Source organism: Streptomyces sp. NPDC091280 (assembly GCF_044768565.1).
GTDB lineage: Bacteria > Actinomycetota > Actinomycetes > Streptomycetales > Streptomycetaceae > Streptomyces.
Genome location: NZ_JBIVUZ010000007.1, coordinates 243,606 through 256,589, shown reverse-complemented (window position 1 = coordinate 256,589; position 12,984 = coordinate 243,606). Strand labels below are relative to the sequence as shown.

Below are 12,984 nucleotides of genomic sequence, written 5' to 3'. Positions count from 1 at the left end.
GGTCACACCCCCCGCTGCGAGGCCGGCGTCACACGCGCCAGCACCAGGTTGACGATCAGGTTGAAGACGACGACCAGGACGATCGACACCACCAGCACCCCTTGCACGGCCGGTACGTCACCGGCCTGCGCGGAGTCGTTCGCGAACCGGCCGAAGCCCTGGAGCCCGAAGATCCACTCGGTGACGACGGAGGCGCCGACCAGCGTCGGGAACTTCAGGCCGAGCGTGGCGAGCGTCGGTCCCAGACCGTTGCGCAGGACATGCCCGAAGAAGATCCGCCGCGGGCTGAGCCCCCGTACCACCGCGCCCGTCACGTAGTTCTCGCGATAGGCCGCGATGAGGCTGGTCCGGAGTTGCCGGGCGACGTCGGCGATGACGTCGAAGCTCAACGCGAGCGCGGGCAGGGTGATGTGGGCCAGCCAGGGGCCCACGCCCTGGGCCGCCGGGACGTAACCGGCGGACGGGAAGACATGCAGGCCCACCGCGAACACCGCGACCAGCACGATGCCGACGACGAAGGCAGGCATCACCGAGATGACGGTGACGAAGCCCGTGATCGCGCGGTCGACCCAGGTGGTGCGGCGCAGCGCGGCGACCGTGCCGAGGGCGAAGCCGACGACCACGCCGATGAGCAGCGCGAAGAACGCCACCGACAGGCTCACGCCCAGGCCGAGGCCGATCAGGGTGGAGATGTCGGCGCCGTTGGTCCAGCTGGTGCCGAGCTGCCCGTGCAGGACACCGCCCAGCCAGTCCGCGTACTGGACGAGGAAGGGCCGGTTCAGGCCCCACTGTGCTTCAACTCTGGCTACCGCCTCGGGAGTCGCCTCCTCGCCCAGCTGGATCCGCGCCGGGCTGAGCCCGCTCAGTGACCGCAGCGCGAACGTCACGAACGTCGCGACCAGGAACACGGGCACGAAGATCGCGATCGACCGGGCGAGGGTGACCAGGACGCGGCCCAGCGTGTGCCGCGCCCCGGTCGTGGCGCCCCGGTGACGGACGTCGGGCGGTGTGGCGGGTGCCTCCGTCGTCGTCATGGCTCGCCCCCTCTCTGTAGTGGCTGTACGGGATGTGACGGAGTGTCAGTTGGAGCCGGAGATGGTGACGCCGGTCCAGTCGATGTGCGCCGGGTTCTTCGGCAGGGCGGAGATGGACTTGCTCTTCGCGAAGAGGTTGGGCGAGGAGTAGGTGAAGACCAGCGCCTTGCTCTGGAGTCCGGCCCGGGTCGCCGCCTGGAGGACCGTCGCGTAGTCGGGCGCGTCCAGCGGGGTCTGGCGGACCTTGGCGATGGCCGCCTCGAAGCCCGAAGGCTCGTACGGCGTACTGAGGTTGAGCGGGCCGTTCGGACCGAAGTGCGCGGTCAGGGTCTGCGCCGCCGAGTCGCGGCCGGTCGTGCCGTACAGCGAGAACGTCAGGTTCTTGGCGAAGAACGGGGTGGCCCAGTTCTTGTCGACCTTGATGCTGACGGTGATGCCGACCTTCGCCAACTGCGCCTGGACGATCTCCGCCTGGGGATCCTCGGCCGGGATGACGAGGCTCAGCTTGATCTGGCCCGCCTTGTAACCGGCCTCGGCGAGCAGCTGCTTGGACTTGGCCGGGTCGTAGGCGTAGTCGTTCGCGGACTGCGGGTCGTAGGCCACATAGCCCTTCGGGAAGGGCTGGTTGGTCACCGAGCCGTAGCCGAAGGTCAGCTTGTCCACGAACTCCTGGCGGTTGATCGCGTAGCGGACCGCGTCGACGACCTTGTCGTTGTCGAACGGCGCCTTGTTCACGTTCAGGCTGATGTTGTTGGCGTTGAAGCCGGGCTGGACGAAGACGTCGAGGCCCGCCTTCTTCGCGGCCTCGGCCTGACTGGGCGCGATGTCGGCGAAGTTGTAGACGCCGGTCTGGAGCCCGGAGACGACCGTCGCCGCGTCGGGCGCCGAGGTCAGCTCGACGTTGTCGATGTGGATGTTCTTCGCGTCCCAGTAGTCCGGGTTCTTCTTCAGCAGGACCTTGGTCCCCGGGACGAGCTGCGTGACGATGAACGGGCCCGCGCCGACCGGGCTCTGGTCCAGCTTGGTGGGCGACTTGGCCGCCTTGGGGCTGGCGATCTGGAGCACGCGCTCGCCCAGGAGCTGCGGGATCTGGTAGTCGACCTGGCTGAGGTGGAACACCGCGTCGAGCCCGTCGGCGTCCACCGACTTGATGGAGGTGAGGTCGCCGAAGAGCGCGGAGTTCTTCTGCTTCTGCGCCCGGACGACGGCGTCCTTCACGGCACTCGCGTCGACCGGCGTGCCGTCGCTGAACTTGAGGCCGGAGCGCAGATGGAAGGTGACCTGGTCGCCCTTGGCGTTGTACTCCCAGCTCTTGGCCAGGTCGGGCACGGCCTTGCCGGCCGCGTTCGTACGGGTCAACGAGGCGTAGACGAGGGCCAGTTCACGGAACTGGGCGCCACTGCCGCTGACCACCGGGTCCCAGTGGGTGGGGAAGTAGGAGGAGGCCCACTTCAGCGTGGCGTTGCCGCCGGCCGTCGAGGCGTCGCCGCCGCAGGCGCTGAGCGCGGGGACGAGCACGGTGGCGAGAGCGGTTCCCAGGGCGGCGGCGCGCAGTCTGCCGGGTCGGATGGCCGCCCGTCGGCTGCGGGGCGTGAGTCGTCCGGACATCTTCGTTTCTTTCTTCGAGGGCTCCCGGCCGCGCCGGGGCAGCGGAAAGGGAGCGAGGGCGGCACACCCGGGGGACCGCACACCCCACCGGCCGGGACGACGGACATGCCGGTGCGGCTTCGAGACGCACGCAGGCATACCGCGCCCGGACAGGGGGCGTCGGCGGATCACGGGAGAGAGCCGGGATACGGAGGCGGAGAGGGGCGGCGAAGCGCGAGGGCGACGGCGCGGCGCGAGAGACGGGCGCCGGTCGGCGAGGCGGTGGGGCGCCGGTACCTACGGGAACGTGGTCAGGCGCCGGTGGGCCGGGGGCGGCGGGTCAGCGACAGAGAGCGCTACAGGTGCGCCGCAGGTCCACGTAGCGGCACACCACACCGGGGTGCGTCGTGAGCATGCTGCACATCCTGGGGCCGACGGTCGGAGACTGTCAATGGACACCAATTGGTGTCTCATTGGGCGGGACGGTCTCTGACCGCTGATCAGAGGCCTGTCAGGGGCTGGAGGCCAGTGCCGGGTGCACGGCTGCCTCGTCCGGGTGCAGCCACAACGGCCCGTTGCCGGTCTCGACGCGGACGGCGTCACCGGGAGCCAACGGGCCGCCGTCCCCCAGCGACGCGAACTCCGGTCCGGTGAGCGTCCGGTACCGCGCGAGCGCCTCCTTCGCGGGCAGCGCGGTAGGAGCGGGCACCAGTCCCGGACCGGCTTCGAGGACGGCCGAGACGTACTCCTCGTACGGCCGCCAACCGGGCACCGCACGCGACGCGGCGCCGCTGCCGCGCACCAGCAACGTCGGCAGCGCGTACCGGTGTTGACCGTCCACGGTCTCCTTCGCCGCGCCGGGATGCGGCGAGTCGCAGCCGCGCACGGACAGCACCTCCGCGACCGGACGACGCGCCTCGGCCCGGTCGGCACGGACCCGCTCCAGCACGGTGGCCGACGCCGCGTCGACGGCGAGGCGCCCGACGTCGAGACCGGGTACGCCCGACACCACCGAGACCGCCGCCTCGGGCGTGTCCGCGGGCTCCCCGAGCACGAACACGCTCTCCCGCAGCCGTCGCAGCACCCGGTCGGCCACCTCCACGCCCTGCGCCTCGGCCGCCTTGGCGACCAGCGAGGCGGGCCAGGAACTCGCGGCCACCCGGCTCAGCCGCAGGGCGTGCGGGGCGTGGGTGTGGGCGCTGATGTCCTCGACGTAGCGCGTGTACCAGGCGGTCTCGGCGGCGGGATCGGGCGCCGGGTCGTCGTCGTGGTCGAAGAGGATGCAGTACACGCGACGCCAGCGGACCTGCCCGGCGAAGGCCGCCCGGAGCCGCCGGAACACTGGCTCGGACCCCCAGGCCCACGGACAGAGCGGGTCGGTGAACTCGACGACCTCGACCGGGAGTTGGCCCACAGGAGTGGTCATGCGGCTCCCTGGCGGCTCAACGGCGCGGCCGTCGCTTGGTCTTCGGTGGCGGCGGGCAGGAGGGTGGCGATCGTGGTGCCGCCCAGCACGGCGGCGGCCTCCTCCTCGATACGGCGCCACACTCCCGGCAGGCCGGAGGCGGGGCCCGGATAGTCGAGCCCGCCGAGCGGTTCGCCGCGCAGGGTGATCAACTCGCCGTCGACGGCGCGGGAGACGTCCAGCAGCGTGATCTCGTCGGCGGGCCGGCCGAGCCAGTAGCCGCCCTCGCAGCCGCGCTGGCTGCGCACCAGACCGGCTCTGCGCAACTCACCGACCACGGACTTCAGGAACCGGAACGGGATCTGCTGAGAGGAGGCGATGGCCTCGCACGTGAGCGGACGGGCAGGTTCGCGGGCGAGCTCCAACAGGGCCCGCGTGGCGTAGTCCGCCTTCGCGGAGATATGCATGCGCACATAATGCCCGACGCGGGCCCCGGCACGAGGACTTCCACAGCTTCCGCGCACGGGTTCCCCCGTCCCTCCCCGCGTACATTGCGGGAACATTGCCGCAGGTGAAGGACAATGGATACCTCTTGACATCCTTTCGAGGGCAGCCCTAGCGTCACCGACCATGAGCGAGCCGTTGACCACTCCCGGCGAGGGTTTCCACCCTCATCTCCACGACGCCGCGGGGCAGCCCGCGACCCCCCTGCGCAACCGCCTGCACCACATCCGCGCCGACGCCCTCGACGGCGACACGGCGCAGAGCGGGGGCATGCGCAGGTTCGCCGCGGTGAGCGGCCGGACGGTCGGCTCCGAGAAGCTGTGGATGGGCCAGACACACGTCGCCCCCTCCACCGCGTCCTCCGACCACCACCACGGCGAGTCCGAGACCGCGATCTATGTGGTCAGCGGAAACCCCGAGTTCGTCTTCCTCGACGACACGGGCGCGCGGCCGGAGGAGATCCGCCTGCGCACGTCCCCCGGCGACTACATCTTCGTCCCCCCGTTCGTCCCGCACCGCGAGGAGAACCCCGATCCGGCGGAGGAGGCCGTGGTCGTGATCGCCCGCAGCACGCAGGAGGCGATCGTGGTCAATCTTCCAGGGCTCTATGTGCTGGGTGCGGAGGAAGGCTGAGCGGACGCCGATGCCCAACCCGGCGCGCCGCAAAGGTCGTTGAGACGCGACCGGGCGTGGTCCCGCGTTCGTCGGCGTGCAGACGACGGAGCGTCCAGAGCCCGTACAGCGCCAGCAGCGGTTTCGCGATCAGCCACTCGACGGGACGGTAGTCGTCCGCGCGTACGAGCCTCTGCGCGAGGTCGGGGCGTTGCCGCCGCAAGTAGGCGCGGGCCTTGAGGGCGTGTGCCGGCTGGGAGACGATCTTGATGCGGTCGACGTCCTCAAGGAGCGGGATCACGTTCGTGACGTTCTCCCAGGTCGTCGTGCTCTCCTCTTCGAGCAGCACCGTGCCGTCGAACCCGAGCACCGACCGCGCGTAGTCGGCCATCAACCGGGCCTCGGAGACCACGCCGCCGGTCGTGCCGCCGCTGAAGATCACGCGGGTCCTGCGAGTGGTGAGGGTGCTGTCGGCGGTGACGGAACGGATCCCGGCGCGGACGCGCCAGCGGGTGACGAGGTTCGCCGTCGCCTGGGGGTTCCGATATCCCAGCACGACCACGGCCTCGGTATCACCCTCGCCGTCTCCCACCAGAGTCAGGGACCAACGCCGGTTCAGCCACTCGCTCCAGGCCAGGATCGCCGTTCCGGCCGCCGCCACACCTGTGAGTCGTCGCATCCGGAGACTCTAAAGGCTGCCGAGGCAACCGCGGTTAGGGTGATCCGATGGATGTCGGTGCGGTACTGATCGCGGTCGCCGGTGTCGGCGGAACGCTCGGGGGCGCACTGCTCACCCAGCGCGGTGCCGACCGCGCCAAGCGGCGCGAGCTGGAGACGACCCGGGCCTTCGAGGAGGCCCGCGAACACCGCGAGCTGCGACGCGGCTGCTACACCGAACTGCACAGGGACGCACGGCAGTTCGCCACCGCACTCAGCCGCCATCTGTACGTCATGCGCGACCGCACGGCCGAGGCCGAGGACGTCCAGGCGCTGGAGCGGAGCAAGGACACCTACCGCGACCGCTGGTCCGAGGCGTTGATGATCGCCTCCGACCCGGTGGTCGCCGCGGCCCACGACGTGAACGAGGCGCTGACCTCGGTCTACGGCCAGGTCAAGCGCCTGGAGCAGGGAAACCCCCGACCGGGCGAGACCCCACGGTCGGCGGCCGAGGCACAGCACGCGCTCTGGTCCCTCATCGACACCATGCGGAAGTCCATGCGCGCCGATCTGGGCGTGACCGACCGGCTGCCGCACTCGACCGCCCCCAGCCACGAGCGACTTGAGGCCATGCGCGAAGACTTCGGAGGAGCGGAGGACTCATGAAGTGCGGGAGCGGAGGACCCATGAAGTTCGGAGAAGCAGCGGACCCATGAAGAAGGAACCCAACGTGCCCGACCGCCTCGACGCCCAGGTGCCCTACTGGGATGCCGCCGCGGCCACGAAGACCTTCACGCACCCGCTCCACCCGCCCTGGCTGGCGGACATCAGCAGGCAGGCCGCGATCCTCGACCACGGATGCGGCTATGGCCGCACGCTGGGCGAACTCCACCAGCACGGCTTCCGCGATCTGACAGGTGCCGACATCTCACCCGCGATGATCGAGCGGGCTCAACACCTGTATCCCGCTGTGCACTTCACCACCCTCGACACACCCCCGTCCGTGCCCTTCCCGGACGCGGCCTTCGACCTGGTCCTGCTCTTCGCCGTACTCACCTGCGTCCCGGGCGACGAGGCCCAACGCCGGCTGATCGCCGAACTGCACCGCGTCCTCAGGCCCGGCGGCATCCTCTACGTCAGCGACCTCCTGCTCCAGGACGACGAACGCAACCGCCGCCGCTACGACGCCTACAGCGCGGGGAGCCACGGGTGTTACGGCGTGTTCCGGACCGGCGACGGCGCCGTGTGCCGCCATCACTCCCGTGAACGGCTGGCCACCCTGCTCGCCGACTTCGAGAGCATCGGCACCCGGACCGTGACGGTGTCCACGATGAACGGGCACCGGTCGAAGGGGATCCAGCTCCTGGTTCGCAAGGCTCCCGTGGCGTGACCTCGGACCGGATCGAGGATCGCGCTGTCGGCTGTCGGCTGTCGGCTCTCAGGTCTCCTTTCCGGCTCGGGCCAGTGCCTCTTCGGCCTGTGTGGCGAGGGAGTTGACGAGGTCGGCGGCCGAGGGAAGGTCGTCGATGAGGTCGACGGCTTCGCCGGCCCACACGGGCAGGGGCGGTATCTCGCCCTGGGACAGGGCGACTTGGTAGGCGTGGCGGGCGTGGGGATCGTCGGCGAGTTCCGACTCCCGGTCGCGCCACTGGTCGAGGAAGGGATGGCCGAGCGTGCGGGCGGTGTACCTCGACGGCCAGGCGGAGCCCCGGGCGATGTCGAGGATTCCGTTGCGCTCGGTGTCCGCGCCACGGCCCTGGACAAGGGCCTCACGGGTCGAGGCGGGGACCAGGGCTTCGGTGGTGGCCTGGAAACGGGTGCCGACGAGCGCCCCGGCGGCACCCAACGCGAGCACGGCGGCCAGGCCACGGCCGTCCGCTATGCCGCCGGCGGCCAGTACGGGTGTCGGAGCGGCCAGATCGACGACGACCGGCACGAAGGGGAGCGTGGAGCGGCCGTGCCGGGCGCCGTGTCCGCCGCTCTCGCACCCCTGCGCCACGATGACGTCGGCGCCCAGGTCCACCGCCCGCCTGGCTTCCTCCAGATCGGTGACCTGGACGACAAGTACCGTACCGGCACGGCGAATTCGTTCGGCGAACGGGCTCGGATCCCCGAAGGACAGCATCACCGCGCGGGGTTGCTGTTCCAGGGCGTGCTCCAGTGCGCCGACGTCGAGCTGCCAGGTGAGGAAGCCGATGCCCCACGGGTTCGTGGTGTTCGCGGTGAGGACGGCCAACTCCCTTGCCAGCCAGCCGCGTTCACCGTTGCCACTGCCCAGCAGGCCGAGCCCGCCCCCACGGGACACGGCCGCGGTCAGCGCGCCACCGGCCGATCCGCCCATCGGCGCCAGGGCGATGGGGTGTCGCACGCCGAGCAGCTTCGTGAACGCCGTCGTCAAGGCCATGGTCCTCATCATCACCCCCGGCCCCGCCCGGGGAAATGGGCGGACCGGTCATGTGATCGCCGTCTAGTCTCGGCCCATGAAGCGGCGGCGGCAGAAGAAGCTCTCCAGACATCTCTTCGGGGCGATAGCCGTCCATGACACCGGCTCGGTCAGGGCCGCGCTGCTGGCCGGAGCCGACCCCGCGCGAGCCGACGGCGAGGGCACCACACCGCTCTACGCCGCCTCCGTCAACGGGCAGGCCGCGATCGTCCGCCTCTTGCTGGAGGCCGGTGCCCCGCCCGGCACCGAGAGCCGCGGCCTCGGCGCCGAGGGCCTGCCGCTGTGCGCCGCCGCCTGCTGGGGGCACACGGAGACGGTCCGGGAACTGCTGGCCCACGGCGCCGACCCGGACGTACGGGAAGATCACGGCACCGGTCTGTCACCGCTGGAGTGGGCGAACAGGGGACCTCATCCGGAGACGGCCGCCCTCCTCGGGGCGGCGGCCTCGGGAGGCGTGTGACCGCGCTGTTCGGCGGTCATGGCGGATACTCGGGTGAGGCGGGGCACGTGGGTGCTGCGCGGGCTGGAGGTGCGCCGGCGTATGGAGAGACTTGTGCGTGGCCTGCCCGGCCGGATCCCGGCGTGGTTGCGCGCCCACGATCCCGGGCTCGCGGCGACGCGCAGGGCCGCGCGCACCGCACTGGTGATGCCCGCGCTGTTCGCCCTGTGCGGCCAGCTGCTGAAGTCCTCGACGATGGCGACCTACGCGGCGTTCGGATCGTTCTCGATGCTTCTGCTGGTCGAGTTCACCGGCCCGATGGTGCAGCGGCTGCGGGCCCACGTGGGGCTGGCGCTGGGCTGGGCGGTGCTCATCTGTCTCGGCACGCTGGTGGCGCGGACGGACTGGCTGGCCATCGCGTCCATGGTCGTGGTGGGCTTCCTGGTGCTCTTCTCGGGGGTGGTCAGCTCCGTCCTCGCGGGCGCCACGACCGCGCTGCTGCTGGCCTTCATCCTCCCCGTGACCTCGCCGGCCCCGCTGTCGCAGCTGCCCGACCGGCTCGCGGGCGCGGGCCTCGCCGCCGTCGCCGCCATGCTCGCGATCTCCCTGCTCTGGCCCCGGCCCACCGCCGACCCGCTCAGCGCGCCCGCCGCCCGGGTCTGCCGCGCGGCGGCGGCACAGCTGCGCACCGACGCCTCCTGGCTGGACGGCGGGCCGCAGGCGCCGACCGCCCGGCAGTGCGAGGCCGCCGCCGACCGGGCCACCGCGGCGGCTGCCGATCTGCGCACCGCCTTCGACGCCACGCCCTACCGGCCCACCGGTCTGTCCGTCGGCTCCCGCGCGCTGGTCCGGCTGGTCGACGAACTCACCTGGCTCAGCGCCATCGTGGAGGACAGCGGGCCCGCGTCCGACGAACGCCGGGTCTGCGACGCCGACGCGCGCACAGTACGGCGGGCGGCGGCCACGGCCCTGGACGAGGCGGCCGTACTCCTCGAATCCCCGCGCTCGGCGCCCGACGCCCTCCGCGCCGCCCTGACGCGTCTGCGCGCGGCGATGGACGGGATGGAGGACGGCGCCACCCACCGGCTGCCCGTGGCACAGCCGAGGCCGCGCACGGACGCGGAGGTCCGCGCCTTCGTCGAGACCCTCGATCTGTCGTTCCGCGCCCAGGAGTTGGGCTTCGCCACACTCCAGATCGCCGGCAACGTGGACCTTGCCGCGGCGGCCGAACGCCGCAGCTGGCCGGAGCGGCTGCTCGGCGGGGAACCAGGCGCACTCGCCCAGCCGCTCGGCTCGGCCGTCGAGCGCGCCGCCGCCCACCTGGAACCGCGCTCGGTCTGGCTGCACAACAGCCTCCGGGGCGCGACGGGACTGGGCATCGCGGTGGCACTGGCGAACGCGACGGGCGTCCAGCACTCGTTCTGGGTGCTGCTCGGAACCCTGTCGGTGCTGCGCTCCAACGCCCTCAACACCGGGCAGAACGCGCTGCGCGCCCTGGCCGGCACCTTGGTCGGCTCGCTCGTGGGGACCGGGCTGCTCCAGCTCATCGGCCACCACGGCACCGTGCTCTGGTTCCTGCTCCCCGTCGCCGTGCTCGTCGCCGGCATCGCCCCCGCGGCCATCTCGTTCGCGGCGGGACAGGCGGCCTTCACCGTCACCCTGGTGATCCTGTTCAACATCGGGCAGGACCCCGACTGGCACATCGTGCTGCTGCGGATCCAGGACATCGCCCTGGGCTGCGCGGTGAGTGTGCTGGTGGGCCTGTTCTTCTGGCCGCGCGGAGCCGGGGCCGCCGTGGACCGGGCGCTGTCCGCCGCGTACGACGCCAGTGCCCGCTATCTCGCGGACGCGGTCGAGTACGCGGCCAGCCGGTGCAGTATCGGCTGCCTGCCGACCGACGCACCGCTGGAGGCCGGCCGGCAGGCGGCTGCCGCGGCCCGCCGGCTCGACGACGCCTTCCGCAGCTACCTGGCCGAACGGGGCGCCAAGCCGGTACGGCTCTCCGACATGACCACCCTGGTCACCGGGGTCGTGGGACTGCGCCTCGCGGCGGACGCGGTGCTGGAACTGTGGCAGCGCAACGGCGGCGACGAACAGGTCCAACCCGACCGCTCCGAGGCCCGGTTGATCCTCCTCGACACCGTCGTGCGGCTGGCCGACTGGTACCGCGACCTCGCCGCGGTCCTCGGCCGGCACACCGCCGTACCCGCTCCGTTGGCACGCGATCCGGAGGGAGAGGCGCGCCTCGTCGACTCCCTGCGCCGCGACCTGCGCGACGACGACGGACGCGCCACGGCCACGGCCGTGCGCATCATCTGGACGGCGGACCACCTCAACGCGGCCCGCCGACTCCAGCACGTCCTGACGGCGGCGGCGAGACCGGGCGCCGCGGCCTGAGGGCCGGGCCGCCCACCTGACCGCCCCGGCCGCCCGTTCACCCGGCCGCCCGGCGGTCCGCTGTGCGCACGCGACCGTCGGGCCGTCACTGCCGCGGGCGCGCCGCACCGACCGTCGACTGCCACAACTCCCGTGCCTCCGCCGCGACTTCGGGCGCGGCCAGCAGCAACGGCTCGTCGTACGCAGGGAGGTGCGGCAACGCGACCGCGCCCGCCTCCGTCGCGATCAGCAGCGCCGGCAGACCGTCCACCGGGTGGAACTCGCCGATCGCGGCGGCGACCGCCCGGCCGGCCGCCACCTGCACCAGGGACAGCGCCGTCGAGCCCATCACGCGTGCCGTGCAGTGCCGGTCCGCCAGCCGGGTCAGCAGCGCGTCCAGGCCCGGCCAGTGCGCGTGCGCCGCCCACTCCGTCATGAACACATGGCCGGTCAGGGTCGTGTGGTCGGCCGCGCGGATCGGGACGCCGTTGAGGTGCGCGCCCCCGCCCAGTACGGCCGTGAAGACCTCGCGCCGCCACGGGTCCGCGACCAGGCCGAGCAGCGGGGAGCCGTCCGGCCGCGCCAGGCCCAGCGAGAAGGAGCACCAGCCCAGCCCGTGGGCGTAGTTGGTGGTGCCGTCCACCGGGTCGATCACCCAGTGCGGGGCCTGTGACACGCCCTCCTCGACGCCGTACTCCTCGCCCTCGATGCCCCAGCCGGGGAACTCGCGCCGCAGCACCGACCGTACGTGCCGCTCCACCGCCTCGTCGGTGTCCGTGACGATGTCGGCCGGGCCCGCCTTCTCCCGGACCGGTCCCGAGGCACCCGCGTCGCCTTCGCGGATCGTCTGCGAGGCCCACTCGGCCAGCTCCACGGCCACGCGCAGCGCCGCGTCCAGGTCATGCTCGTTCGTCACTGCTCTTCCTCACTCCGCTCCGGTGCGGGCGGACCTCTCCGGGTCGGCCCCGGCACAGGAGATCACGTCCGCGTACGTCGCTGTCGGCGTGGTTGGCGGTACATGACGTGCGATGCGGCGGTGTTGCGGTTGGTATAGGCGGTATGCGACGACGAATATCGAACCGGGACGGACTCTCCCGTCTGTGCGTGGCCGTGGTGGTGTCCGGCCTTCTCCTCACCGTGACCGGTATGGCCCCCGCGCCGGGCACGGTCGAACCCCGGCCCGTGCGGGGCAGCGCCTACATGGGCATGGGCGTCATGGCTCACGACGGAGCCGCCGGCAGGACCGGCGCGGTGTCCCCGGAGGAACGGGCCGGGCAGACCGAGGGCGTCGACGTCTCCAGCTACCAGCGCGATGTGGCATGGCCCAGCCTGTGGAGCGCCGGGACCAGGTGGGCCTACACGAAGGCCACCGAAGGCACCTCCTACCGCAACCCGTACTTCGCCGACCAGTACGAGGGCGCGTACGACGTCGGCATGGTCCGCGGCGCCTATCACTTCGCGACGCCGGACTCGGGCGGCGGAGCCGCGCAGGCCGACTACTTCGTGGACCACGGCGGCGGCTGGTCCACGGACGGCCGGACGCTGCCGGGGGCCCTCGACATCGAGTGGAACCCCTACGGGGACTCCTGCTACGGCAAGTCCGCCAGCGGCATGGTCACCTGGATCGGTGACTTCCTGAACCGCTACAAGGCCCGTACCGGTCGGGACGCCGTGATCTACACGTCCACCAGCTGGTGGAGCGGCTGCACCGCCGACTACCGGGGTTTCGGCGCCACGAACCCCCTGTGGGTGGCCCGGTACGCCTCGTCGGTGGGGGCGCTGCCGGCGGGCTGGTCGGCGTACACGATGTGGCAGTACACGTCGACCGGGCAGACGGTCGGCGACCACGACCGGTTCAACGGCGCCCAGGACGCGCTGAGTTCGTTCGCGGCCGGCTGACGGACCGCGCCGAGCCGGGGGCCCGGCC

The 12,984-nt window shown here is 71.9% G+C and carries 12 protein-coding genes and 1 pseudogene; 6 read left to right on the top strand and 7 right to left on the bottom strand.

Going from position 1 to position 12,984, the window contains the following annotated elements; all coding sequences use genetic code 11:
• Positions 1-2 precede the first annotated feature (2 nt).
• From ACIQPR_RS22350 to ACIQPR_RS22335, 4 genes are all read right to left on the bottom strand, one after another.
• Complete coding sequence (locus tag ACIQPR_RS22350; RefSeq protein ID WP_403650967.1) at positions 3-1,034, bottom strand: ABC transporter permease; 1,032 nt, start codon at positions 1,032-1,034, stop codon at positions 3-5.
• Between the two features lie 45 nt (positions 1,035-1,079).
• Positions 1,080-2,642, bottom strand: a complete 1,563-nt coding sequence (locus ACIQPR_RS22345) for an ABC transporter substrate-binding protein (RefSeq protein ID WP_403650965.1) — start codon at positions 2,640-2,642, stop codon at positions 1,080-1,082.
• A 490-nt stretch (positions 2,643-3,132) separates the two neighbouring features.
• Positions 3,133-4,047: a DsbA family protein gene (locus tag ACIQPR_RS22340; protein WP_403650963.1), complete on the bottom strand. Its 915-nt coding sequence runs from the start codon at positions 4,045-4,047 to the stop codon at positions 3,133-3,135.
• Entirely contained in the window at positions 4,044-4,493 is a 450-nt protein-coding gene (locus tag ACIQPR_RS22335; RefSeq protein ID WP_403650961.1) for an RrF2 family transcriptional regulator, read from the bottom strand. The genes ACIQPR_RS22340 and ACIQPR_RS22335 overlap by 4 nt, the downstream gene beginning before the upstream one ends.
• A 163-nt stretch (positions 4,494-4,656) precedes the next feature.
• Here ACIQPR_RS22335 and ACIQPR_RS22330 point away from each other — a divergent pair, with 163 nt between their 5' ends.
• Complete coding sequence (locus tag ACIQPR_RS22330) at positions 4,657-5,163, top strand: cupin domain-containing protein (RefSeq protein WP_403650959.1); 507 nt, start codon at positions 4,657-4,659, stop codon at positions 5,161-5,163.
• Positions 5,164-5,227: 64 nt separating this feature from the next.
• On the opposite strand, the pseudogene ACIQPR_RS22325 reads toward ACIQPR_RS22330, so the two are convergent.
• Positions 5,228-5,821: pseudogene (locus tag ACIQPR_RS22325) on the bottom strand (YdcF family protein); the annotation flags it as partial.
• 47 nt (positions 5,822-5,868) lie between these two features.
• Between ACIQPR_RS22325 and ACIQPR_RS22320 the strand changes: the two are divergent.
• Together ACIQPR_RS22320 and ACIQPR_RS22315 are read left to right on the top strand one after the other, a co-directional pair.
• Entirely contained in the window at positions 5,869-6,465 is a 597-nt protein-coding gene (locus ACIQPR_RS22320; protein WP_403650957.1) for a hypothetical protein, read from the top strand.
• A gap of 46 nt (positions 6,466-6,511) precedes the next feature.
• Positions 6,512-7,189, top strand: a complete 678-nt coding sequence (locus ACIQPR_RS22315) for a class I SAM-dependent methyltransferase (protein ID WP_403650956.1) — start codon at positions 6,512-6,514, stop codon at positions 7,187-7,189.
• Positions 7,190-7,237: 48 nt separating this feature from the next.
• Here the strand turns inward: ACIQPR_RS22315 and ACIQPR_RS22310 are convergent, their stop codons facing one another.
• On the bottom strand, positions 7,238-8,203 hold the full coding sequence (locus tag ACIQPR_RS22310; protein ID WP_403650954.1) for an NAD(P)H-dependent flavin oxidoreductase: 966 nt from the start codon (positions 8,201-8,203) through the stop codon (positions 7,238-7,240).
• Positions 8,204-8,279: 76 nt separating this feature from the next.
• On the opposite strand from ACIQPR_RS22310, the gene ACIQPR_RS22305 reads away from it, so the two are divergent.
• Together ACIQPR_RS22305 and ACIQPR_RS22300 are read left to right on the top strand one after the other, a co-directional pair.
• On the top strand, positions 8,280-8,702 hold the full coding sequence (locus tag ACIQPR_RS22305) for an ankyrin repeat domain-containing protein (RefSeq protein WP_403650952.1): 423 nt from the start codon (positions 8,280-8,282) through the stop codon (positions 8,700-8,702).
• Positions 8,703-8,783: 81 nt separating this feature from the next.
• Entirely contained in the window at positions 8,784-11,078 is a 2,295-nt protein-coding gene (locus ACIQPR_RS22300; RefSeq protein WP_403650950.1) for an FUSC family protein, read from the top strand.
• Between the two features lie 85 nt (positions 11,079-11,163).
• On the opposite strand, the gene ACIQPR_RS22295 is transcribed toward ACIQPR_RS22300, so the two are convergent.
• Positions 11,164-11,973, bottom strand: a complete 810-nt coding sequence (locus ACIQPR_RS22295; RefSeq protein ID WP_403650948.1) for an inositol monophosphatase family protein — start codon at positions 11,971-11,973, stop codon at positions 11,164-11,166.
• A gap of 143 nt (positions 11,974-12,116) precedes the next feature.
• Between ACIQPR_RS22295 and ACIQPR_RS22290 the strand changes: the two genes are divergently transcribed.
• A complete protein-coding gene (locus ACIQPR_RS22290) occupies positions 12,117-12,956 on the top strand; it encodes a lysozyme (RefSeq protein WP_403650947.1) in 840 nt (279 codons plus the stop codon).
• Positions 12,957-12,984: the final 28 nt, after the last annotated feature.